The organism is Ligilactobacillus ruminis DSM 20403 = NBRC 102161, from assembly GCF_900113455.1.
Classification (GTDB): Bacteria; Bacillota; Bacilli; order Lactobacillales; family Lactobacillaceae; genus Ligilactobacillus; species Ligilactobacillus ruminis.
The window spans coordinates 57,856-81,886 of the sequence record NZ_FOPI01000004.1 but is presented as its reverse complement, the minus strand read 5'-3'; the positions used below and the strand labels follow the sequence as shown (position 1 = coordinate 81,886).

Below are 24,031 nucleotides of genomic sequence, written 5' to 3'. Positions count from 1 at the left end.
ATCCACTGAATGTGAATTATATTCATCATGAGTGACTTATTTTGCAACTTTAATCTCCGTATAAGGCGAAAACATCGCAAGCTGCTCTTTTGTCAGCTGCTTGTCCGTGATAAACATCGAAATTTTATCCAACGGACAAATTCGATAATAAGACTTGTTGATGAATTTTTGGTGCTCAGCAACCAAAATTACCTTTCTGGCACGCTTGACTGCCGTTCCGACAATCTGAGCATCGCCTTGATCGAGCAGATATGCACCGGTCTCATCAATCCCGGATGCTGCAATGAAGGCCGTATCAAACACGACATCGGCTAGCTCTTCCACGGCCAAGTTAGAATAAAAGTAACGATTTTCATGATTCAGAGTTCCGCTTAAAACTTTGACCGTTACTTTGTTGTGCTCAGACAACGCGATGCAATTGTCAAGCGAATGAGTAATGACCGTTAAAGGCATATTAATCGTCTGACAAGTTTTTAAAAGAATTGTTGACGCATCGACAAAGTAGACGTTGTGCGGCTTGAAATATTTGGCTGCTTCATTTGCAATTTGCGTTTTTTGTTTAGTAAATTGTGACAATCGACTTTGAAAATTGGGTACGCTCTTGCCAAAATCCAGAGGCAAAATGCCACCATGAGTTCGCTTGACCTCACCTCGCTTCGTTAAAAGCACTATGTCCCGACGCGCAGTATCCTGCGAAACGCCGAATTCCTCCATAATGTCTTTGGTAGAAAGTTCCTGACGTTCTTCGAGAAGTTGTTTAATGAGTTCGATTCTTTTTTCCTGACTCATGATTCACACCTCGACTTAAAAATATTCTCTACTTGATTATACAGGCTTGAATCAGTAATTTAAAGCAACTTTAATTACTTTTTAGAAAATAATGCGTATTTAACGATATTTTAACCGAAAAAAATCCGAAAAATAGTTGTTTAGTAAAATCGTTTAAGCAATTGTAAGTGAAATACAAAGCAAAAAGTCCCCGCTTTTCTTCAAAAGCGGGGACTTCACCGTTATCAGTTTTCGAATGCTTTCTGCATTTGCGGAACGATTTGCTTCTTGCGAGAAACAACGCCCGGAAGATCGACTTTGTTATCGACAAGCTTTTTGCCAAAGGCCTTTTCGACAACGTCTTGAGGTTCACCGACAACGAGCAGGCGAGTATCGGAATCAAGAATGTTCGTAACCATCAGCAAAAAGAGATCATAGCCTTCTTCTTGGTTTTGCTTCTCGATTGCAGCTCTTAAAGCACTTTCGCGTGCAAACACTTCATCAAGATCGACCGTATTCACCTGATCGACGCGAACAGTCTTTCCACCCATTTCAAAGGACTTTGCGTCAGCCGTGATGAGTTCTTCTTCAGTCTTTGAAGCAAGGTTCGTGCCTGCTTTGAGCATTTCCAGACCATACTTTTCGTAATCAACGCCGACGATTTGAGCAAGTTCTTCAACAGCTTGCTTATCTTCATCCGTTGTCGTCGGAGACTTGAACAAAAGCGTATCGGAAATGATTGCCGAAAGCATCAATCCGGCGATCTTTTCAGGAACTTCAACGCCTGAAGCCTTATATTCCTTATAAACGATCGTGCTGCAGCATCCGAGCGGTTCTGCATGATAATACAAAGGTGCCGCCGTATCAAAGTTTGCAATCCTGTGATGATCAACAACGTGAGTCACCGTAAGATCTTTAATGTCATCGACGCTTTGCTGCGGTTCGTTGTGATCGACGAGCATGACTGCTTCGACTTCATCGGAAGCTTTTTCAATTACGCGAGGTGCTGGTTCTTTGAAATAATCCAAAACAAACTTTGTCTCTTCGTTAGGTTCGCCCAAGGCAACGGCGTCAGTTTCAAAGCCGCGTTGATTTTGAAGATATGAATATGCTTTTGCGGCGCAAATTGCGTCCGTATCAGGGTTTTTGTGGCCAAAAACGAGTTCTTTCATTAGGCTGATTCTCCTTTTGAATAATATACGTTAATTATAACCCCCATAATATAAAAATACAATTATGAGTTAGTTCTCAGTATTGATTTTCTTAAGGTGTTCAATATAGTCGGCTTCGCTCAGATATTCGTCAAATGCATTTAAAAAATTAGCAATTCTCGGAATTTGATTTTTGCCTTTTCTGAAAACAAAAGATAAATCAAACTTGATTTCCGGCTCAAACAAGGCCGTCATCAGTCGTCCGTTGTTATGAGCCTCAACAAATGACATCGGCAAAGCCGTATAGACGTCAGTCTTATTTGCAAAAGAAAACAGCTGTGCAGGCGTCGCAAAGTGAGCAACGCTTGTCGGTTTGTCGATCAGAGCATTTTTATAGGCTTCGCGAATCACGTCGTTGACATAATACTGCGGAGGATAAGTCACCCAATCGTTCGTCAGCGTATCCTTCAATCGGATTCGCTTACGCTTGCTTAATTCCTCGTTATTGTGAATAAACAACAAATCCTCCGTAATGATTTTCTTTGATTCGTACGGTTTCCAATTCTTAATGCTTTCATCTGGAAGATATGTAACAGCAAGATCAATGGTATTGTTTTCGAGTCGCTCCCAAATCTCTTTGCGCGTCAATGAATGTAGCGTCAACTTAATCCCATGATTATGCTCATAATACTCCGTAATGAAACTTGCAAAAACGCTGCTTTCGATGGAAGCCAAAATTCCGATGCTGATTGAACCTTGAGTCGCGCTTGTCGTTTGCTGAATCTCATCGGCAGCCTTGTTTAAGGTTTCGTATATCTGATGCGTGGCATCAAGCATCGTGTAACCCGCATCAGATAAGTGCAATTTTTTCCCGACTGAATAAAACAACGGCGCACCGACCGTCCGTTCAAGCTTTTTGATCTGTTGGGTCAAAGCCGGTTGCGTAATCCCCAAAATCTGCGCTGCTTGCGTATAGCTCATCGTTTCGGCAAGCTGCAAAAAATAACTGAGCGTCTTGGAGGAAAAAATCGTATCTTGTTTTGTTTTCATAACATTTTCCTTTCAGGTTTGTTAATAATTAATTTATTTGACATTCCTAAAAACTTATCAATATATAAATTATAATACATCAAATTTACTCAATTGTTAATTAACAATTCCATGAACATGAATAATCTTCCGATTTTTAAATAACAAAAAGCCCGGATAAAATCCAGGCTTCTTCTTATTTAAAGTTTAATGCATCTTTCAGCGCCTTTTGAACGCTTTGCAATTCCGATTGACTGACGACTTCATATGAAACGCCGTCAATCATATCGCCCTTGCCTTGCAGCTGAACTTGCTTGATATTCTTCGCTCCCGAATACCCCGTTGCAATTTCTTTAACGTCATCAAACGTCAAGTCGGTCTTCATGTTTGATGAAATTACGTTGAGAATCTTTTGATACTTGAACAAGCTGCCAAGAGAAGCAATTTTTTCTACCATGGCCTGAACTACCAAACGCTGACGCATCTGCCGTCCGTAATCTCCGCGAGTATCTTCATAACGCATTCGCGTATATGCCAAAATATTGCTTGAATCAATCGTTACGGTTCCCTTGCTGAAATGCTTGCCGAGATTCGTAAACTCAAGGTCATTGTCGACCTGAACGGGTCCGATCGCATTTGAAAGCTGCTCCAACCCTTTCATGTTCAATTCGACATAATGATCAATCGGAATGTCAAGATAGGATTGGATCGTGTTCAACGCCCCCGTCATGCCGTCATATGAATATGCGGCATTGATCTTGTTGTTGCCGGGATGTCCTTCAATATGAACCAAAGTATCACGCGGAATCGATACGAGCGTCGTTTGACTCGATGTTACGGCCGCTACCATGATGGTATCGGTTCGTCCGCGATATGTACGTCCGTATTCGCCGGTATCGCTGCCCAGAAGAAGGACGGAAAACGGTTGTTTCTTAGACATGTCGACTGATTTTTCACGCTTCTTTTTATAGTTTACTTTCTTGAAAGAACGATCGACTGCATCTTTGGCAGAAAAATAAAACTTCGCCAAAACAACTCCGTCAACAAGCAAGAAGACACAAACGATTCCCAACAGCCACTTCCACCAAACGTGTTTCCTGTGATGGTGATGATGATTACTCATGTAAAACACCTGCTTCCTTTGCAACCTTAGATTGCAAATTATTTATACGACAATGTAATTATAGCAATAAAATCATCAATTGCATTAAAAAGCTTTATTTTTTCATAAAACTGTAACATATAGTCCAAAACATAAACTAAAACCTCGCTCATTCAAAAGCAGAGCGAGGTCTTGATTTAATCAGTCTAGCCAGTTTTCAGGATCTTCACGCCATCTGTGAAGCAATTCCTGTTCTTCTTTCGTGATGTATGATTCTTCAACTGCTGCTTCAAGCAGTTCCGTATAGTTCGTCAACGTTGCAAACGGAACGCCGGCTTTTTCAAAATTGCCGTTGACGCTAGGAAGCTGGTAGGAAAAGATTGCACATACGCCGATAACGTCTGCGCCTTCGTTTTCCGCAGCTTTGACAGCTTTTAAAACGCTGCCTCCGGTTGAGAGCAGATCATCAATGACGATTGTCTTTTGTCCTTTTTCAAGCACGCCTTCAATCTGTTTGCCGCGCCCATGATCCTTTGGCTTGGAACGAACGTACACCATTGGAAGATTCAATTCCTGAGCAATCCATGCGGCATGAGGAATTCCCGCCGTGGCCGTTCCGGCAATCATTTCCGTTTCCGGAAACTTCTCCTTGATTATCTCGGCAATGCCTTTTGCAATCCTGGTTCTGATTTCAGGATAGCTGATTGTTAAACGATTGTCGCAATAAATCGGACTTTTGATGCCGCTGGCCCACGTAAAAGGTTCTTTTGGCGAGAGTTTCACTGCATTTATCTTAAGCAGGTCCTTTGCTGTTTGTTTCATTGTTGATTCCTCCATAAGTTTGAGACTAAGCGATACGCTTCAACAGGATTTTGAGCCTGGGTAATTGCTCGTCCGACAACGATTGCTGAAGAGCCGTTCATTTCAGCTTCGTCAGGCGTCATCACGCGTTTTTGGTCGCCGATAGCTCCGCCTTTTAAACGAATTCCAGGCGTGACGCGCAAAAAATCGTCATTGGTTGCATCGGCAATCATCTGAGCTTCCCAAGCTGAACAGACAACGCCGTCCATCCCGCTTTGCTGTGCCAGTTCTGCGTAGCTTTTGACGCTTTCGGCCAAATTGCAGGCAATGTGCTGTTCTTTTTTTGCCATTTCAGGACTCGTCGATGTCAATTGCGTAATCGCCAAAAGTTTCGGGGCTTTTTTGCCATTGCTTTGAGCACCTTCCAACAAACCGTTTTTTGCGGCTTTCATCATTTCGCTGCCGCCACTTGCGTGCAAGGTCGTCAATGAGACGCCGAGTTTTCCAAGCACGCGCATTGCTGATTCGACCGTATGCGGAATGTCGTGGCATTTCAGATCCAAGAAGACATCGTGCCCCAGATCCATAATTTCTTTGACCATGTCCTGCCCTTCGGAATAGTAAAGTTCCATTCCGATTTTGACGAACAGCTTTTCTTCTTCAGGAAATTTTTTTAAGAAATTTCGACATGCCTCTCTGTCAGGAAAATCCAGAGCTATGATTGGACGCTCAATTTTCATTTGCAAATGCCTCCTTGACTTCTTTTCGCAGTTCTTCCAATGATGAAATTTGAAGCTCGTCCATCAAATCGGGAAGCTTTTCAATCAAATGCGGGCAAATCAGCGGATCATCGAAATGTGCCGATCCTACCTGCACGGCGGAAGCACCCGCAAGAAACATTTCAATGATATCTTCAGGCCGTTCGATTCCGCCAACGCCAATAATCGGCAAATCGCAAACATGGGCAACTTGATAAATCATGCGAATCGCAACGGGAAGAACTCCGTGACCGGAAAATCCGCCTGTCAGATTGCCCAAAACGGACTTTCTCGTCTTGAGGTCGATGTGCATCCCGAGCAAAGTATTGATCATCGTCAATCCGTCAGCCCCGCCTTCTTCAACTGCCTTGGCAATTGCGCAAATATCCGTGACGTTCGGAGAAAGCTTGACGTATACCGGCACGCTGGAAGCTTTTTTGACTTCTTCTGTCAGCTTCTTGGCAACTTCCGGAACAGTTCCGAAAGCCATGCCGCCTTTTTTGACGTTCGGGCAAGAAATGTTGAGTTCCAAAGCATCAACGTAGCCGCTTTGAGACAAGCGGGATGCGACTTCGACGTAATCTTCCTCAGAAGAGCCACCGACGCTTCCGACAATTGGCAAAGAAGGATACGATTGCTTCAATGAAGGCAGCTTTTCAGCAATAACCGCTTCAAGCCCTGGATTTTGCAAACCGACGGCATTCAAAACCCCATTATCCATCAAAGCTATCTTAGGATTGGGATTCCCTGTCCTGGCTTCAACCGTCGTTGTCTTGACAACGATTGCGCCCAATTCATTCAAATCATATTTCGGATTTTCGCCAAAGCCAAAAGTACCGCTGGCCGGCATAACCGGGTTCTTCAAGTCAAGTCCTGGGAGCTTGACTGCTAGACGTTCATCAGACATGAAACTACCTCCAAAGATTTTATAATGACTCCGTTGCAAACGAACGATTTTCAAGCGCGCGCAATAAAGCATCCGCGGTATTCAAAGACGTCAGCAATGCAATGTTGTGTTCAATTGCGGTCTGACGGATGACGAAACCGTCAGAAGACATCTCCTGATCGTGACTCATTGTATTGATTACGAGATCAACTTCATTGTTCATCAAAAGTTTGATAATTGCCGGATTATTTGAATCTTCTTCACCGATCTTGGAAACTTTCGTCGCATGCAGCCCGTTTTGACGCAAGAATTCGGCCGTGCCCTTGGTTGCAAAAATACGATACCCGATTTTTGCAAATCTTTCCGCAAGCGGAAGAACAACATTTTTGTCCTTATCTTCAATCGTGAACAAGACGCGTCCGCATTCTGGAAGCAGCATATTGGCGCCGGCAAATGCCTTATACAAAGCTTTTTCAAAAGTAAAGTCGCTGCCCATGACTTCACCCGTAGACTTCATTTCCGGCCCAAGGAAGCTGTCAACGTCAGCCAGCTTGCTGAATGAAAAGACAGGTGCTTTGACGTGAACCTGTTTTGATTCTTGATAAAGTCCGGACTCGAATCCGAGCTCTTTAAGCGACTTGCCCAAAATGACCTGGGTTGCCACCTGCGTCATTTCGATTCCGGTAATCTTGCTTAAAAACGGCACCGTGCGACTTGCTCGCGGATTGACTTCAAGGACGTATGCTTCACCCTTGTGAATAATGAACTGAATATTCATGATGCCGATGCACTTCAAAGCAACGGCAAGCTTCTTCGTTGCTTCAACGATCTGATCCTTGACGTCTTTCGAGAAGCTTTGCGGCGGATAAACAGCCATTGAGTCGCCAGAGTGTACTCCGGCATGTTCAATGTGTTCCATGATTCCCGGCAACAAAACGTCTTTTCCGTCACAGATTGCATCAACTTCACATTCATACCCTTCAAGATATGCATCGACCAAAATCGGATGGTCAATTTCTGCTTTGGCATTATGTGAAAGATATTCCTCAAGTTCTGCATCATTGTTGACGATTTCCATTGCGCGCCCGCCAAGAACGTAGCTTGGGCGAACGAGAACCGGATATCCGATTTCATGAGCACATTCCATAACCTGTTCTTGAGTCGTTGCCGTTTTGCCGATTGGTTGTTTCAAGCCAAGATTATTGATAACCTGATCAAATAATTCGCGATCTTCTGCCCGATCAAGGTCTTCGACCGTTGTTCCGAGAACCTTGACACCATGTGCTTCAAGTCCAGCAGCAAGGTTGATCGCGGTTTGTCCGCCGAATTGGACGATAACCCCGAACGGCTGTTCCAGTTCGATGACGTTTAAAACGTCTTCCAAAGTCAAAGGTTCGAAATAAAGCTTGTCTGAAATCGAAAAATCGGTCGAAACCGTCTCAGGGTTAGAATTCATGACAATTGCTTCATAACCGGCCTTTTGAATGGCCTTGACGCTGTGAACCGTCGCATAGTCGAATTCAACGCCCTGTCCGATTCTAATCGGACCAGAACCGATGACGAGGACTGAAGGCTTGTCTGATTTAATGCTTTCGTTTTCTTCATCATATGAGCTGTAGAAGTACGGAGTGTGTGATTCGAATTCGGCAGCGCAAGTGTCGACCATTTTATAAACCGGCAAAATCTTATTTTCATGGCGCAATGAACGAACCTCGTCTTCATCCATGTCCCACAGCTTGCCGATCGTATGATCGCTGTATCCGTAGTATTTGGCCGTTTTCAAGATTTCGATGTCTCCAACGTTGTGCGCAAGTTCCGCTTCAAGTTCAACAATGTGTTTGATGATGTCAAGAAAATAAACGTTAATCTTTGTCAGTTCGTTGACTTCTTCCAACGTAAATCCTCTTCTGAACGCTTCTGCAATGTAGAAAATGCGATCATCCTGCACGTGGAAAAGCTTGTCTTCAACCTCATCGTCACTGGCATCACGCGCTTCTTGGCTGATAAGATCCTTTTCATCGATTTCAAGTGAACGAACGGCCTTTTGAATTGCCTCTTCGGCATTACGACCGATTGCCATGACTTCGCCTGTAGCCTTCATCTGTGTTCCTAAGCGACGATCGGCACGCGGAAACTTGTCAAACGGCCAGCGCGGAATTTTGGCAACCACATAGTCAAGTGCCGGTTCAAATTCCGCATATGTCGTTCCGGTAACCGGGTTGATGATTTCATCCAAAGTCAAACCAACGGCAATTTTGGCAGCCATCTTTGCAATCGGATATCCGGTAGCCTTTGAAGCAAGCGCACTGGAACGCGAAACGCGTGGATTGACTTCAATAACGTTGTATTCATAACTGTTCGGATCAAGTGCCAATTGAACGTTGCAGCCGCCTTCGATCTTCAAAGCACGAATCAGTTTCAGCGCACAATCGCGCAGCATTTGATATTCGCGATCGGTCAGAGTCTGCGTTGGTGCGAGCACGATCGAGTCTCCGGTATGAATCCCGACAGGATCGAAGTTTTCCATTGAGCAGACAACCATTGCGTTGTTTGCTGAATCGCGCATGACTTCATATTCGACTTCTTTATAGCCTTTGATTGATTTTTCAATCAGACATTGCGTTGCGGGAGAAAGGTCAAGTCCGTTTGCACAAATTTCTTGCAGCTGCTGCTTGTTGTCGCACATGCCGCCGCCTGTTCCGCCCATGGTAAATGCAGGGCGCACGATTACAGGATAGCCGATCTCATCGGCAAATTCCAAAGCCTCTTCAACGGTATTGACAGTTTTTGAGGCTGGAATCGGCTCGTTTAAATCCTGCATCAGCTCTTTGAATTTTTCGCGATCTTCAGCCTGATCGATTGCTTCAAGCTTCGTGCCTAAAAGTTCAATATGCAGTTCATCCAAGATGCCTGTCTTGGCAAGTGCAATCGCCAAGTTGAGTCCGATTTGTCCTCCGAGAGTCGGAAGCAGGGCATCCGGATATTCTTGACGCAAAATCCGTGAAACGGATTCCGTCGTCAAGGGCTCAATGTAGACTTTGTCCGCAATCTTCGTATCCGTCATGATCGTTGCCGGGTTGGAATTGACCAAAACGACTTCATAGCCTTCTTCACGCAATGCCATGCAAGCCTGCGTTCCGGAATAATCAAATTCGGCAGCTTGTCCGATGATGATTGGGCCGGATCCGATCACCATGATTTTATGAATATCTGTTCTCTTAGGCATTGCTCTTTCCTTCCTTTCTATGGTCAATCATATGCATGAAATCGTCAAACAAATCGTCTGCATCATGCGGACCAGGAGCCGCATCCGGGTGAAACTGAACGGTAAATGCCGGGTAGCGCTTGTGACGCAGACCTTCGACCGTATTGTCGTTGATTTCACGGTGAGTAATGATGAGTTCATTCGTATCGACTGATTCAGGCTTGACCGCATAACCATGGTTTTGCGAAGTGAAATTGATGCGGCCGGTCGCAATTTCTCTTACCGGATGGTTGAATCCGCGATGACCGAATTTCATCTTGTAGGTATCGGCACCGTTTGCCAAAGCAAAAATCTGATGTCCGAGACAAATGCCAAAAAGAGGCAGGTGCTTTTCGATTTCTTTGACCATTTCGATTGCAGAAGGCACGCTCTTCGGATCTCCAGGCCCGTTAGACAGCATCACGCCATCCGGCTTGAGAGCCAAAATTTGTTCTGCCGTCGTATTGTAAGGAACGACGATCGTATTGCAGTCACGTTTTGCAAGTTCGCGCAAAATGCTGTGCTTTGCGCCAAAATCTACCAAAACGATGTTGCGCTTGCTGCCAGGGTTTGGATAAGGACGCTTGGTCGAAACCTGTGCCACGACCCGATCGCTGATTACGGTAGCATGAAGCTGGTCGAATGCATGCTTCAAATCATCAACAGGATCAATCAAACTGCCCTTCATTGTCCCATGAACACGCAGCTTTTTGGTCAATGCGCGCGTATCGATTCCTTTTATTCCAGGGATATTCATCTGTTTCAAGAAATTATCGAACGTATCCTGCTTGCGCCAGCTATCGGAAACGCGTGCGACTTCGCGACAAACAACGCCGCGACAGTTGGGCTGAAGCGATTCGTAATCATCAAGGTTGACGCCGTAGTTTCCAATCAGTGGATTAGTGAAAACCAAAATCTGGTTTGCAAACGATTGATCCGTCACTGCTTCTTGATAACCGGTCATCCCGGTCGTAAATACGACTTCGCCTGTCGTTTGGCAATCGGCTCCAAATGCCTCGCCTTTATAGACCGTGCCGTCTTCTAGAACCAAATAACGTTTCATCGGTTAATTCCCCCTCTTGTAAGCAATTTTGCCGTCAACCAAGGTCATTGCGGTCGAAGCATGAACGGTTTCTCCCGTAAACGGAGTATTGATTCCTTTGGATAAATATTCTGATTCTTTGATCGTCGTTTCGTGATTAAGATCGAACAAAGCCAGATCGGCTGGCTTGCCGGGCAGAATTTCGCCGGCTTTTTCAATCTTGAAAATTTCAGCCGGATTGATGCTCATCCAATTAAGCAGCTGTTCCAACGTAAATACGCCGGTTCTGACATAACGTGTATACAGCATGCTGAAAGCTGTTTCGCTCCCTGTAATGCCAAATGAAGCATTACGCATGTCGCCTGTTTTTTCGTCAACGCTGTGCGGAGCATGATCCGTAGCAATAACGTCGATTGTTCCGTCCAAAAGGCCATTAATCAAAGCCTGCTGATCATTTTTTGTTCTAAGCGGAGGATTCATCTTGTAGTAGCCGTCATTTCCGGGGATGTCCTCTTCATTTAAGAGCAAGTGGTGCGGTGCGACTTCGCAAGTCACATTGATTCCATGCTGTTTTGCCAAGCGAACGAGCTCGACGCTTTCGACGGTCGAAACGTGACAGACGTGATAATGAACACCGGTTTCTTTTGCCAACAAAAGGTCGCGCGCGATCTGCGATGATTCACTGATCCCCAAAATTCCGGGCAAGCCAAGTTCTTCGGCACGTTTGCCGGCATTCATCACGCCACCGAACAACAATGAGTTGTCCTCAACGTGCGCAACGATCGGCATGTCGATTTCAGCGGCAGCTTTCATCGCAAGATACATCGTGACAGCCGTTTGAACGCCGCATCCGTCATTGCTGAAGCCGAATGCGCCGGTTTCTTTCAAAGCTTCATAATCAACGCGTTCTTCTGATTTCAATCCTTTTGTGATTGAAGCGTATTGCAAAACATGAACCGCACCGTCTTTTTCGTTCAAATCCAGCATGTGCTGAAGCTTTTCGGGCGTATCCGGAACGGGATCGAGGTTTGGCATTGCGCAAACAGTCGTATATCCGCCATGCGCAGCTGCCATGCTGCCCGTTTTAATCGTTTCCTTGTACGTGAAACCAGGTTCGCGATAATGAACGTGAACGTCTACCAAACCTGGGGCAACCAAAAGTCCTGATGCATCAACAGTTTCATCGATGTTATCCGTCAAATCTGCCAAATCTTTACCAAGAGCTTTGATCTTGCCGTTTTCAATCAAAATATCCTCATCAGTAAATTTGCCGGCTTGATAAACCGTACCGTTCTTAATAAGCATTTTCATTATTCCAAACCTCCCAGCTTGCGTCCGCGCATCACTGCCTCAATCATTGCCATTCTCATAAAAACGCCGTTTTGCATCTGAACTTTGAAACGAGACTTATCTGATTCGACAAGTTCTGACGCAAGTTCGACGCCACGGTTGATTGGACCGGGATGCATGATAATTGCATCGTCTTTCATTTTTTCATAACGTTCTTCGTTAATGCCGTATTTCTTATGATATTCTTCAGGATTAAAGGAACCCTCGTTTGAATCTCCGTCATGACGTTCATGCTGAACTCTAAGAAGCATCATCACGTCCATTTTTTCAACTAATTCATCGACAGGAAGATATTTGCCATATTTTCCGAATTCATCAGAATACCAGTATTCAGGGCCTGAAAAATACACTTCTGCGCCAAGCTGCGTCAAAAGCTCCATATTGCTTCTTGCAACACGGGAATTTGTCAAGTCGCCGATAATCGCAACTTTCAATCCTTCAATTCTTCCAAAATGGTCATGAATGGTCATCATATCGAGCAGACATTGAGAAGGATGCTGTCCGCTTCCGTCACCAGCGTTTACGATTCCGATATCAAGCGTTTGATTATCGGATGTTTCAACCAAATCGTTGTAATAATTATTTTCCTTATGGCGAATAACTGCTAAGTCCAATCCAATCGCGTCCATTGTCAAAAGCGTATCGTAAAGCGTTTCTCCCTTCTTGACCGAACTGTGTGCCGGATCAAAAGGAATAACGGTTAAGCCAAGTTTTCTTTCGGCCATCTCAAAACTCGTATGAGTTCTTGTCGAATCTTCAAAAAACATATTGACCGAATACACCGGATTCGTCAACGTCTCAGGAGTTCCGCCGTGCTTGAAATATTCAGCTCTTTCGATCAATGCTGAAACATCATCGTTGCTCAAATTTTCAATCGTTACAAAATGCGGTAATCTAACAGCTTTCTTTTCGATATTCATTCTTGTCTGTCCTTTATCTTTAATTTAATTTAAAAAAAGACCTGAATCCGCAATCAGATCCAGATCTGCAAAGGTTCGTCAAAACATACGCACTTGTGCATACACCAAGTGTTTCAACCTTTTTGCCCTCTCTGGAGTCAGTTAAATGGTTGCTGCTTAACTATTCTGAGTATCACGCAATTCAATGCCGTCTTTTCCGTCGATTTCCTCAACATAAACTGCGATTTCTTCATCAAGCGAAGTCGGAATGTTCTTGCCGACAAAATCTGCACGAATAGGAAGTTCGCGATGACCGCGGTCAACGAGCACCGCCAAGTTAATCGTTTTAGGACGTCCTTGATCCATCAAAGCATCAAGAGCCGCTCTGATCGTGCGTCCTGTAAACAAAACGTCGTCAACCAAGATCACGTGTTTGCCCGCAATGTCTTGGCCAAGTTCGCTGTCGTTAACGACAGGTTCTTTGAGATGCCCGTCTTTATGGCTGACATCATCACGATATAAGGAAATATCAATTGCACCGACAGGAATATCGGCACCTTCAAGCTGTTTCAATCGTGAAGCGATGCGTTGCGCAAGATAAACGCCTCTTGTCTTGATGCCGACAAGGACGATTCCTTCAATTCCCTTGTTTTTTTCAATAATTTCATATGTCATGCGCGTCAAGGCACGCTTCATTGCCATTGCATCGCAGATCTCTTTTGTCATGTCAGGATCCTCCTTAAGATTTCAGTCCAATAAAAAACCACTCAGCCTAAAACGTACTGTTTAAGGCTAAGTGGTAAACGAATTTCATCAGTACCGACACACTGATTCCATTGCTCAATCCGCACCTTCTTAGCCTCTCTGGACTAATTTTAAAGGACTTATCATTAACATACAAGTTACACTAAACGATTGTTTTTGTCAAGTTTTTCCAGGCATTCTTGAAAAATTTTCGGCAAAGGAGCTTCAAATACCAACAATTTTCCAGTCGTCGGATGAACGAAACCGAGCTTTCCCGCGTGAAGGAACTGACCGTTTCCCTTAATGGTCTTTTTCGGACCATATAGTGGATCACCGACAAGCGGATGGCCGATGTATTTCATATGAACCCTGATCTGATGGGTTCTGCCAGTTTCAAGAATGCACTTTACAAACGTATAATCGCGATATCTTTTCAAAACCTCAAAGTGCGTCACTGCATTTCGCCCATCTTTGACAACGGCCTGTTTCTTTCGATCTTTTAAACTTCTGCCGATTGGAGCATTTATCGTTCCCTCGTCTTCAGCAATTCTTCCGTGCACCAAAGCAACGTACTCGCGAATATTCGTTTTATCCTTAAGCTGTTTTGCAAGAGATCGATGCGCCTTGTCATTTTTAGCAACCATCAGCAAACCTGAAGTGTCCTTGTCGATTCGGTGGACGATTCCTGGTCGAAAGGTTCCGTTGATTGTCGACAACGGACAATGATATAACAAAGCGTTGACCAACGTATGCTCATCGTGTCCCGGAGCCGGATGAATAACCATACCTTGAGGCTTGTTGATGACGATTACGTCGTCATCTTCGTAGACGATATCTAACGGAATATTTTCTGGTCTTAATTCAAGCGTCTTAGTTTCAGGTTCTTCAAGTCTGATCACATCGCCTGACTTAACCTTGTACTTTGCTTTTTCGGTTTTGCCGTTAACGGTAATGTTTCCACCATCGATCAGCTGCTTGATTTGCGAACGCGAATAATCCGAAAAGATTTCGCTGCAGGCCTTGTCCAGGCGTCCGTTTTGCATTTCAACAACTGTTTCCTTCATAATTCATCATCCTTCAGCATTGCAATCAAAATCACTGCCACGCCGATTGTCAATGCGCAATCGGCGACGTTGAAAACCGGAAAATTGATAAAGTCAAGCTGGAACATGTCGACGACGTATCCTAAACGCAAACGATCGATAAAATTTCCAATTGTCCCGCCAATCATTAAGGACAGTCCCGTTAAATACAGAGGCCTGTTACGAAACTTCCAAAAAAAGAAAGCCATCACTGCCAAAGAAACGATCGAAATGATTACGAAAAACCAAATTTGTCCAAGCAGCATGCTCCAAGCCGCACCATAATTTCTGATGTGAGCAAGCGATAAAATTCCGTCTACTATGCTGATGCTGGCATTAAGTTTGATCGATCCGACAATCAGATGTTTGACCGTCTGATCCAATATGACGATTGCTGCTATTATTACAAAATATAGAGGCATCTTTTTCTTACCTTTCTGTTGAATGTCACTTAACACAGTATACACTAAAAAAACGGGGAATTAAATCCCCCTGTTTGTTAAGTGTTTTTTCATTTAAGTTAAAGTAACATAATATAATTTCTTAAGACGGATTCGGCAGCAAAAAAAGACCGAAAATAATCTGCTTTAGAGTCAAACACCACCGACTGGCGCATTAAAAAAACGGATTTTTTCGTATGAATAACAACCGCCTGCAATGATGGAAATAAAGCCGAAAAAAGTCTGTCGGCAAATTTGAATGAGATATTGGCTGAAATAGTTGAGCAGCGCTTCTCTTTAAAAAGATAGTTTTTTCATATATAAAAATCAAAGAAAAGCCGGACAAATTCAATCGCAAATCGACCGCCTTTGTCCGACTTTTCATTTATTTCAAGAGGAAAAGGAGAATTTTCCCCCCAAGCCTCTTCAATAGAAATTTTTACTTTTGTCAGGCCCTATCAATATAAGCCTTCAATTACGCCTTCGTCCGTCAGATTTATCCCCATGGCGGCCGGAACTTTAGGCAGGCCAGGCATCGTTAAAACATTGCCTGTCAACGCAACCAAAAATCCCGCTCCGAGCTTCGGCACGAACTCGCGAACATGAATCGTAAATCCTGTCGGTGCTCCAAGAAGGCTGGCATCATCCGACAATGAGAATTGGGTTTTGGCCATGCAGACAGGCAACTTGTCCCAACCTAATTTGCGGAACTGCACAAGCTGTTTTTTCGCTTTTGGTCCGAATTCGACTCCGTCTCCACCATAAATTTCCCTAACGATTTTTTCAATCTTGACTTCAACCTCATCATCTGAACCGTACAAAGGCTTGAATTCCGTTTTCTTGTCGCATGCTTCGACAACGGCGTCCGCAAGTTCCAAAGCCCCGTTTCCGCCTTTGGCCCAAACGTCGCAAACAAAAGCTTTGGTTCCGTCTTGTTCGCAAAGCTCTTGAATTTTTTGAAGTTCAGCGTCAGTATCTTGAACGAAACGGTTGAGCGCAACGAGAACCGGCAAGCCGTAGCGCTGCATGTTTTGCACGTGCTTTCTAAGATTTGCATAGCCTTGCTCGACTGCTGCAACGTTTTCAGCATCCAGCTCTTTTTTTGAAACCCCACCGTTCATCTTAAGCGCACGGACCGTCGCAACGATTACTACGGCATCTGGCGTCTTGCCCAAAACTGGTGCTTTGATGTCCAAGAATTTTTCTGCCCCTAAGTCGGCACCGAACCCGGCCTCGGTAATCGTATAATCTGCCAGATCAAGGCAAGTCTTCGTTGCAAATACGCTGTTGCATCCATGAGCGATATTGGCAAACGGGCCGCCATGAATGACAGCTGGCGTATGTGCCAACGTCTGAACGAGGTTCGGCTTGATTGCGTCCTTCAAAAGAACGGCAATCGCACCGGTCACTCCAAGCTGGTCAACCGTAACCGGCTGCCTGTCAAAAGTATATCCGATGACGATGCGTCCAATGCGATTTTTAAGATCGGCAATGTCTTTTGCAAGACAGATGATGGCCATCAGTTCGGATGCCACCGTAATGTCGAAACCGTCTTCTCTCGGAACCCCCGAAGTCGGGCCGCCAAGACCGACAACGACATGGCGCAGGGCACGATCATTGATGTCAACCACGCGTTTCCAAATAACACGTCTTTGATCAATGCCAAGCTGATTGCCTTGATGAATATGATTATCGATCAAAGCAGCCAAAGTGTTGTTGGCAGCCGTCAAGGCATGCATGTCGCCGGTAAAATGAAGATTGATGTCTTCCATCGGAACGACTTGAGAATATCCGCCGCCGGTTGCACCGCCCTTCATGCCCATCACGGGTCCAAGCGACGGCTCGCGCAAGGCAATCATCGTTTTCTTATTCCTGAGCTGCATCGCATCCGCCAATCCGACCGTGACCGTCGACTTGCCTTCGCCGGCAGGAGTCGGGTTGATTGCCGTCACCAAAACAAGTTTGCGTTTGGTCGGTTCGTGATCTTTAAGCGGCAATGAAATTTTTGCCTTGTACTTGCCGTATTGATCAATTTCGTCCTCCGTCAGACCGGCACGTTTTGCAACCTCGCCAATCGGTTCCATCGTGCATTTTTGTGCAATTTCAATATCTTTCAACGCTGAACTTCCTTCCTTGTCATGAATGATTTAAGTATATCTCATATGACGGCAATTGTCAGCAAAATCTTCTTTTTTTAGTCATTTTATAATTATTTTTGCATTTAAAACGTCTTAAACACGAACTTTTTCGGGATTATTTAAAATTTTGTACAGTTTTTTGGCATTCTTGCATTTCATCATGACCGATAATTTCTGATATTTGGTCGTGAAAGCAAGGCCATGTTTTTCAACTTCAACATTTAAAATGTCGTCATATGAAATCTTTTTTGCATTCATGGAAAATACAGTCTTTATGGCCACACCGTCATTCTCAAGCACAATTTTTCTTCGCGCAATCTGCAAAATTGCGGCAATCAAAAAAATCACAAAAACAATGGCAGTGTAGACTTGGAAGACGGTGATTTCAAGCCACAAAAGCATACTGAATAAGAAAGCCATCCCAGTGTACGACCAACACGTAATTGAGGTCGGCAAATCAGGTTGATAATAAAAACGTTTTTCCACAAAAAAACATCCTTTCAATAATAACTGTCGGTTACATTATATCAAAAAAACAACGGCGATATGCTATAGTATATTTAATAATAAGTTAAGAAGAGGTCCAAAATGATCAAACTGTATACCGATGCCGCATTCAAAAACGGAAAAAGCGCGGCAGGAATCCTTATCGTCAAAAACGGACAGCAGTTCCAGCAAAAGTTTGCGTTGAATGAAAAAGACAATCACGCAGCCGAATTTGCCGCTGCAGCCAAAGGTTTTGAGCAAATAAAAAAGATTGCTCAAGAAGACGAAGCAATCTTTTTTTATACCGACAGCAAAATCGTTTTTGACAGTTTGAGCAAGCATTACAGCAAATCCTACCAAGAACAGCTTACCCGTTTGGAAGAAACGATTCGTCCGTTTTCTTTGATGATTCCGAACCAGATTTCGGATAAGGAAAACCGCGGAGCTCATGAGCTTGCGCTGCAAGCTCTGCATTAGGCGCGCGGTTTGCGCTTGCCCCAATACTGAAACAAATCAGTTCTCAATGACCCGTTATAAAGCTTGCGTTTCTTTGTCGCTTTTTGACCATACCATTCTTCAAATTTAAGGTCGCTCGTCAAAATGTACTTGCCCCACGTTTCAAGCGGGCGATAAATCTCTCCCATTTGCCGATAAAGCTTGTGAACTTCGTCTCTGCTGCTCAAACGTTCCCCGTACGGAGGGTTGGCAACGATTACGCCATATTCCTTATCGGTTTTAAAATCTTTCAGAGCCATCTGCTTTAAATTAATGCTTGAACGAACTCCGGCTGCAGCAGAATTCCTTCTGGCAATTTCGACCATTCGTCCGTCAATGTCATAGCCCCAAATGTCGAGTTCGCGTGACATATCAGCCCTTGACCGTGCTTCTTCGCGAATTTTTTCTTCAATACCCGTTTCGGCAAGTTCCCATTTTCCGCAAGCAAATTGTCGATTCAAGCCGGGCGCAATGTTATGACCAATCAAAGCTGCCTCGATTGGAATCGTCCCAGACCCACAGACAGGATCGACGAAGGTCTGTTCAGGATACCAGTGAGAAATCAGAACCAACGCTGCAGCCATGTTTTCCTTAAGCGGCGCCCCGCCCTTTTCGGTCCGATATCCGCGCTTGAACAGGCTGCTTCCGGTCGTATCAAGCGTAAGCATGACATTATCCTTGTTGATTGCGCATTCAATCGGATAAAGCGCCCCCGTTTCAGGAAGCTGCGTCCGTCTAAAATAAACGGTACACATTTTATCAACAATCGCCTTCTTGACGATAGACTGTACGCTCGGAACATTGTGCAATTTTGATTTTTGAGATTTTCCTGAAACCGGAAACTCTGCGTCAAGCGGAAGAAACTCATCCCACGGCAATGCCTTGGTTTTTTCGAACAGCTCGTCGAAAGTCCTCGCCTCAAACTCCGCCACAACAATTTTGATTCTGTCAGCCGTTCTTAACCATAAGTTTGTTTCAAAAACATCTTTCATCGTCCCCGAAAAACGAACTCTGCCGTTTTCAGTCTGAACGTCATATCCAAGATGTTTCAGTTCGTTTGCAGTAATTGCTTCAATTCCGGCTGCACAAGTTGCAATTAAATTGAATTTTTCCATGTTATCCCTCACAGATTTGTTTAAAAATTTGTTTTCTACGAAAAAAGACCAGGGATAACACCCTGGTCAATCCTGGAATACAGTCCTCTATAAGCCACGTTCCGTACGTCATTCGGTTCAGGAATCCGAAATCGGTGGTAATCATCTATCTCCGAGTCAAAGACTCGCCCCCATGATTAGTTCATTTCCGTCATGAAGCGCCCCTACCAAAGTTTGGGTTACCTGCTCGCGGGGTTTACCTCGTTCCACCAGATGCGTTTCCGCATCCGTTCGTCTCTGTGGCACTTTTCAAGACTACTTAAGCTTAGCCGAAACCTTAGCCAGTTCATCTGCCGTTACCATAAAAGGTACCTTGCCTTATTTTTTCAGCAAGCACGATCACTACAGGCATCTCAGCCTGTGCAAGCTTGGACTTTCCTCAGCCTATATAAAATAGACCGCGATTACCCGAAAACTGTATTGCTATATTAACATATTTTAGAAGCGATTACCTTGATCGCCATTATCGTTGAGCTGCGCACCAAACACATGACGTTCCAAATTGGAAAGACGTTTCAACACATCCATGTTGGTCATGTTCGTCTGAGGACGTGCAGTTTGCGAATTCCCGCCGACGCTGACCTGCTTGGTCAACTCATCGACGCGACTGCGCAACTTCTCATTGTCAGCCTGAAGTTTCTGAATCTCAGATGTAAAAACTTCATAATCTTGAATGACGGCATCCAAAAATTCATCGACCTCTGTCGGATCATAGCCACGCATCTTCGGTTTGAAGTTTTTGTTCACGATGTCCTTAGGGGTAAGATTTACATTTTCCATAGAAACTGCACCTCATTTACTATACAGGAACTTAACTCACAACACATTTTATTATAGCAAGCTATCGTCAGAATGTAAACCATAACTTTGAGTTTCTTGATATTGTTCGCTCGCATCCTGCAAATCGAACATGTCGATCGTTTGAAGAAAATAATCGTTGTTCTCCTGATGACGCAAAATCGCTTCATAATCATAGCGCGATTTTCCTTCATTTTCTTTGTCGTACAAAAGCAGACAGCCTTCGGTATGCTCAAGCATGAATCGTTGATAATTTCTCAGCTGCTGCGGCGATTCGTAAGGCCTTGAACTGACCTTTGCGCTAAAATCGCAATTTTCTTCCAATTCTTTGAGCTTGATTTTTTTGTCTTCTTTCCAGTTGCTGCCAAATTCAGAGAACGGGTACATCAATGACGTTTTCAGCTCAAAATTAGTCATTGCAATCTTTTCGGCAACTTCCAATGCCCACTGCTCAGTTCCCAGCTGCCCGCCCGTGATGACCCACTCGAGTCCCTTTTCCAATAAGGAATTCAGGTTGTTTTCCAAACAGTACTTGATTACGGCGACTTTCGGATCGTTATCATTAAAGATTCCGAGCTCGTAGCTGCGATAACCGGTTATCCAAAGTCTCATCTTTTCACCCCCCTATCTGATTGTACTACCTTCTTTGCTAATTTGCGCATAACTTGTTATAATTAATCAGATGGGAGTTGATACTCTGTGGTAATTAATTATCCCAACGGCCAGCCTTTTAAGGAAAGTCATTCGGCTTTAAAGAAGACGCGGACCCAAAATACTATTTACGGAAACCGTGGCATGTCGCTTGAAGACGAGATCAACGAAAGCAACGAGTACTACCTCGAACACGGAATCGCCGTTATTCATAAAAAACCGATTCCAATCCAAATCGTTGACGTTTCTTATCCGAAACGAAGCGCCGCGGTTATCCGCGAAGCATATTTCAAACAAGCATCGACGACTGATTACAATGGCGTCTATCATGGAAAATACATCGATTTCGAAGCAAAAGAAACAAAAAATAAAGTTTCTTTTCCGCTAAGCAACTTCCATAAGCACCAAGTTGAACATATGCGTGCCTGTCAAAAACAAGGCGGGATATGTTTTACGATTGTCAGATTCGTTTTAAGCTCTGAACTTTTTTTGCTTCCTGCCGATATTATATTTGAGTATTGGGACAATCAGGAAAGCGGACGAAAGTCGATTCCCAAAAAAGTCATCAAGGACAAAGGCATTGAGCTCGACTACGGATTGGAACCTCGCATTCCTTACTTGGAAGGCGTCGATTGCTTGATTTCAAATCATAAGTTTTAACACGTATCAAGGAGGATATGAGAGAATATATGGGAAACAATAATCCAAAATATTCGCGTACCGCTAAAAAACATGAACAGCACCACAGTTCGAAAAATCATAACGGTCCACGCAAACGTCCAGTCAGACGCCCTAAGAAAAAGATGTCTCTTTTTTCAAAAATTCTCTTAGGACTTGCATTGACGGCACTTGTCTGCATCTGTTCCGGGGCAACGTTGTTCTTCATGTGGGCAAAAGATTCACCAACGTTGTCAGAACAGCGCCTCGCCAGTGCAGGCTCAACCATGATCTATGATTTCGACGGAAACAAGATCATGTCGCTCGGAACCGAAAACCGTTCCTATGTCAACGGCAAAGATATCCCTCAAAAACTGAAGGATGCCGTTATCTCTATTGAAGACAGGCGTTTTTACAAACATATGGGCGTTGACCCGTTCCGAATCGTGGCCGCCGCGCTCTCCAACGTCAGCGAATCTTCGGCCGGTCTTCAAGGAGGAAGCACGCTTGACCAACAGTTGATCAAACTTTCGTTCTTTTCAACCAAACGCTCAGACCAAACTTTTAAACGCAAGGCTCAGGAAGCTTGGCTCGCTTTGAAACTTGACAAGACATACAGCAAAGATCAGATTTTAACCTATTATGTCAACAAAGTCTTCATGGGATACGGCTGCTACGGAATGCAGACGGCCGCCAAGTATTATTACGGCAAAACGCTCGACCAGCTTGATATTGCACAGACGGCTCTGATTGCCGGAATTCCGAATGCCCCTTCCCAATATAATCCGTATTCGAATCCGACGTATGCCAAAGCAAGACGCGATGAAGTCCTAAACGCAATGGTCACAAATGACAAGATTTCATCGCAAGAAGCAGCTTCAGCCAAAAACGAAGATGTCAAAAACGGATTGCTTCAGTCTCATCAGAAGCAAGGGACTACTGAAAACGAAAAAATTGCCGACCCTTATATCAAACAAGTCATCGAGGAAGTCAAAGATAAAGGGTACGATCCATACAAAGGAAGCTTGCAGATTTATACGAACCTGGACATGAACGTTCAAAAACGACTCTACGAAATCGCGAACACCGACTCATATCTGAGTTATCCAGATGACGAGCTGCAAGTCGCATCGACCGTTATCGATCCCAAAAACGGAAACGTCGTTGCGATGATTGGCGGTCGTAAGAACGGCAACGTTACTTTTGGCTTGAACCGTGCCGTTCAAACCAATCGAACAAACGGCTCCACGGCCAAGCCTTTGATGGACTATGGTCCTGCAATCGAGTATCTTTCATGGGCAACGTACAAACCCATCAAAGATACAAAGTACATTTATCCAGGGACAAACATCCAGTTATATGACTTCGATCATAAAGAAAAAGGCACGATGACGATGCGCAATGCTTTGATTCAATCGCGAAACATTCCGGCCATTCGTGCTTTGGAAGCAGTCGGCATCACCAAGTCTCAAGCTTTCATCGAAAAACTCGGGTTTAAATATAAGAAGACGCTTGAATTCCAAAACGGCATTGGAATGCCTTCTTCGACCTTGCAAAATGCTGCCGCCTATGCTGCATTTGCCAACGAGGGAATCTACCATAAGCCGCAATATATCAATACGATCATTACGGCTGACGGCGAATCGAAAAAATTTGCAAGCTCTGGCAAACAAGCGATGCAGCCTTCGACCGCCTATATGATTACAGATATGCTGAAACAGGTAATCACGGAGGGCACCGGCACGAGAGCTTCTATCAGCGGACTTTATCAAGCCGGAAAAACCGGGACGAACGCCTATCCGTCTGACATCGCTTCGAAGTTCCCTTCGAGTGCTTCCATGGATTCATGGTTTAACGGTTACACCAAGCATTATTCCGTTTCCGTTTGGGTCGGATATGATCATCAATACGAAAACGGCAATTATCTTGACCGCTATTCTCAATCATTGGCATCGCTTTTTTACAAAGCTGCCATGACTTACCTCTCACAAGGAAAAACAAATACTGACTGGTCGCGTCCAAGCAGCGTCTATGTCAAAGAAGTTAACGGTGTCCGTGAACTTTATCTTGCAGGCTCTTCAAGTCAGACGGTCAAGGACGAAGACGGTGATTCTTCTTCAATCAGTTCTCTTGAAACGACTTCAAGCGTTCTTTCATCAACATCATCATCTTCGGCTTCAGAAGAAACGCCGGCATCCTCCAGTGAATCTTCTTCTGACAACGTCAGCACGTCGTCATCATCATCTTCGGCAACCAATTCGTCTCCGACTAGCAGCACGTCATCAACCGGGAAGACAAACACCGAACAAAACGGAAACCCCGACAATTCTGACGCGGGAAAAACAAATCCTTAATA

The 24,031-nt window shown here is 44.3% G+C and carries 22 protein-coding genes and 1 other RNA gene; 3 read left to right on the top strand and 20 right to left on the bottom strand.

Annotated elements, in window-relative coordinates; all coding sequences use genetic code 11:
- Positions 1-36 precede the first annotated feature (36 nt).
- The 16 genes from BMZ95_RS01180 to BMZ95_RS01105 form a co-directional block, all read right to left on the bottom strand.
- Positions 37-789, bottom strand: coding sequence for a DeoR/GlpR family DNA-binding transcription regulator (locus BMZ95_RS01180; protein WP_046922453.1), 753 nt, complete (start codon positions 787-789; stop codon positions 37-39).
- A 224-nt stretch (positions 790-1,013) separates the two neighbouring features.
- A complete protein-coding gene (locus BMZ95_RS01175) occupies positions 1,014-1,940 on the bottom strand; it encodes a manganese-dependent inorganic pyrophosphatase (protein ID WP_046922454.1) in 927 nt (308 codons plus the stop codon).
- A gap of 69 nt (positions 1,941-2,009) precedes the next feature.
- Entirely contained in the window at positions 2,010-2,969 is a 960-nt protein-coding gene (locus BMZ95_RS01170) for a LysR family transcriptional regulator (protein WP_014073421.1), read from the bottom strand.
- A gap of 175 nt (positions 2,970-3,144) precedes the next feature.
- The gene (locus BMZ95_RS01165; protein ID WP_046922455.1) at positions 3,145-4,071 is read right to left on the bottom strand and encodes an LCP family glycopolymer transferase; all 927 of its coding nucleotides are present in this window, start codon (positions 4,069-4,071) and stop codon (positions 3,145-3,147) included.
- A 180-nt stretch (positions 4,072-4,251) separates the two neighbouring features.
- Positions 4,252-4,872, bottom strand: a complete 621-nt coding sequence (gene pyrE / locus BMZ95_RS01160; RefSeq protein ID WP_003698353.1) for an orotate phosphoribosyltransferase — start codon at positions 4,870-4,872, stop codon at positions 4,252-4,254.
- The gene (gene pyrF / locus BMZ95_RS01155; protein ID WP_046922456.1) at positions 4,869-5,591 is read right to left on the bottom strand and encodes an orotidine-5'-phosphate decarboxylase; all 723 of its coding nucleotides are present in this window, start codon (positions 5,589-5,591) and stop codon (positions 4,869-4,871) included. Before pyrF ends, pyrE begins: the two co-directional genes overlap by 4 nt.
- The gene (locus BMZ95_RS01150; protein WP_014073418.1) at positions 5,581-6,516 is read right to left on the bottom strand and encodes a dihydroorotate dehydrogenase; all 936 of its coding nucleotides are present in this window, start codon (positions 6,514-6,516) and stop codon (positions 5,581-5,583) included. Before BMZ95_RS01150 ends, pyrF begins: the two co-directional genes overlap by 11 nt.
- A gap of 19 nt (positions 6,517-6,535) precedes the next feature.
- Positions 6,536-9,721, bottom strand: a complete 3,186-nt coding sequence (gene carB, locus BMZ95_RS01145) for a carbamoyl-phosphate synthase large subunit (RefSeq protein ID WP_046922457.1) — start codon at positions 9,719-9,721, stop codon at positions 6,536-6,538.
- Positions 9,714-10,802 (bottom strand): carbamoyl phosphate synthase small subunit, encoded by a 1,089-nt coding sequence (locus BMZ95_RS01140; RefSeq protein WP_046922458.1) that lies wholly within the window; start codon positions 10,800-10,802, stop codon positions 9,714-9,716. Before BMZ95_RS01140 ends, carB begins: the two co-directional genes overlap by 8 nt.
- A gap of 3 nt (positions 10,803-10,805) precedes the next feature.
- Positions 10,806-12,092, bottom strand: coding sequence for a dihydroorotase (locus tag BMZ95_RS01135; protein WP_046922459.1), 1,287 nt, complete (start codon positions 12,090-12,092; stop codon positions 10,806-10,808).
- Positions 12,092-13,051: an aspartate carbamoyltransferase catalytic subunit gene (locus tag BMZ95_RS01130; protein ID WP_014073414.1), complete on the bottom strand. Its 960-nt coding sequence runs from the start codon at positions 13,049-13,051 to the stop codon at positions 12,092-12,094. The genes BMZ95_RS01135 and BMZ95_RS01130 overlap by 1 nt, the downstream gene beginning before the upstream one ends.
- Before the next feature lie 156 nt (positions 13,052-13,207).
- Complete coding sequence (gene pyrR, locus BMZ95_RS01125) at positions 13,208-13,756, bottom strand: bifunctional pyr operon transcriptional regulator/uracil phosphoribosyltransferase PyrR (protein WP_014073413.1); 549 nt, start codon at positions 13,754-13,756, stop codon at positions 13,208-13,210.
- Between the two features lie 176 nt (positions 13,757-13,932).
- Positions 13,933-14,838 carry an RluA family pseudouridine synthase gene (locus tag BMZ95_RS01120; RefSeq protein ID WP_046922460.1) on the bottom strand — a complete coding sequence of 302 codons (906 nt, stop codon included), beginning with the start codon at positions 14,836-14,838 and terminating at the stop codon, positions 13,933-13,935.
- The gene (gene lspA / locus BMZ95_RS01115; protein ID WP_305775243.1) at positions 14,835-15,302 is read right to left on the bottom strand and encodes a signal peptidase II; all 468 of its coding nucleotides are present in this window, start codon (positions 15,300-15,302) and stop codon (positions 14,835-14,837) included. Before lspA ends, BMZ95_RS01120 begins: the two co-directional genes overlap by 4 nt.
- Positions 15,303-15,754: 452 nt before the next feature.
- Positions 15,755-17,413, bottom strand: a complete 1,659-nt coding sequence (locus BMZ95_RS01110) for a formate--tetrahydrofolate ligase (protein ID WP_046922461.1) — start codon at positions 17,411-17,413, stop codon at positions 15,755-15,757.
- Positions 17,414-17,527: 114 nt separating this feature from the next.
- Positions 17,528-17,920 (bottom strand): EbsA family protein, encoded by a 393-nt coding sequence (locus tag BMZ95_RS01105; RefSeq protein WP_041819968.1) that lies wholly within the window; start codon positions 17,918-17,920, stop codon positions 17,528-17,530.
- 102 nt (positions 17,921-18,022) lie between these two features.
- Here BMZ95_RS01105 and BMZ95_RS01100 point away from each other — a divergent pair, with 102 nt between their 5' ends.
- Positions 18,023-18,397 carry an RNase H family protein gene (locus tag BMZ95_RS01100; protein WP_014073407.1) on the top strand — a complete coding sequence of 125 codons (375 nt, stop codon included), beginning with the start codon at positions 18,023-18,025 and terminating at the stop codon, positions 18,395-18,397.
- Here the strand turns inward: BMZ95_RS01100 and BMZ95_RS01095 are convergent.
- From BMZ95_RS01095 to BMZ95_RS01080, 4 genes are all read right to left on the bottom strand, one after another.
- Positions 18,394-19,530 carry a THUMP domain-containing class I SAM-dependent RNA methyltransferase gene (locus BMZ95_RS01095; RefSeq protein ID WP_046922462.1) on the bottom strand — a complete coding sequence of 379 codons (1,137 nt, stop codon included), beginning with the start codon at positions 19,528-19,530 and terminating at the stop codon, positions 18,394-18,396. The genes BMZ95_RS01100 and BMZ95_RS01095 overlap by 4 nt on opposite strands.
- An 85-nt stretch (positions 19,531-19,615) precedes the next feature.
- An RNA gene (rnpB, locus tag BMZ95_RS01090) (RNase P RNA component class B) lies at positions 19,616-19,985 on the bottom strand.
- 22 nt (positions 19,986-20,007) lie between these two features.
- Entirely contained in the window at positions 20,008-20,349 is a 342-nt protein-coding gene (gene gpsB, locus BMZ95_RS01085; protein ID WP_003693975.1) for a cell division regulator GpsB, read from the bottom strand.
- 51 nt (positions 20,350-20,400) lie between these two features.
- Complete coding sequence (locus BMZ95_RS01080) at positions 20,401-20,979, bottom strand: SLOG family protein (protein ID WP_046922463.1); 579 nt, start codon at positions 20,977-20,979, stop codon at positions 20,401-20,403.
- Positions 20,980-21,066: 87 nt separating this feature from the next.
- Between BMZ95_RS01080 and recU the strand changes: the two genes are divergently transcribed.
- Both recU and BMZ95_RS01070 read left to right on the top strand, forming a co-directional pair.
- Positions 21,067-21,678 carry a Holliday junction resolvase RecU gene (gene recU, locus BMZ95_RS01075; RefSeq protein ID WP_046922464.1) on the top strand — a complete coding sequence of 204 codons (612 nt, stop codon included), beginning with the start codon at positions 21,067-21,069 and terminating at the stop codon, positions 21,676-21,678.
- A gap of 17 nt (positions 21,679-21,695) precedes the next feature.
- Positions 21,696-24,029 (top strand): transglycosylase domain-containing protein, encoded by a 2,334-nt coding sequence (locus tag BMZ95_RS01070; RefSeq protein WP_080927172.1) that lies wholly within the window; start codon positions 21,696-21,698, stop codon positions 24,027-24,029.
- Positions 24,030-24,031 lie beyond the last annotated feature (2 nt).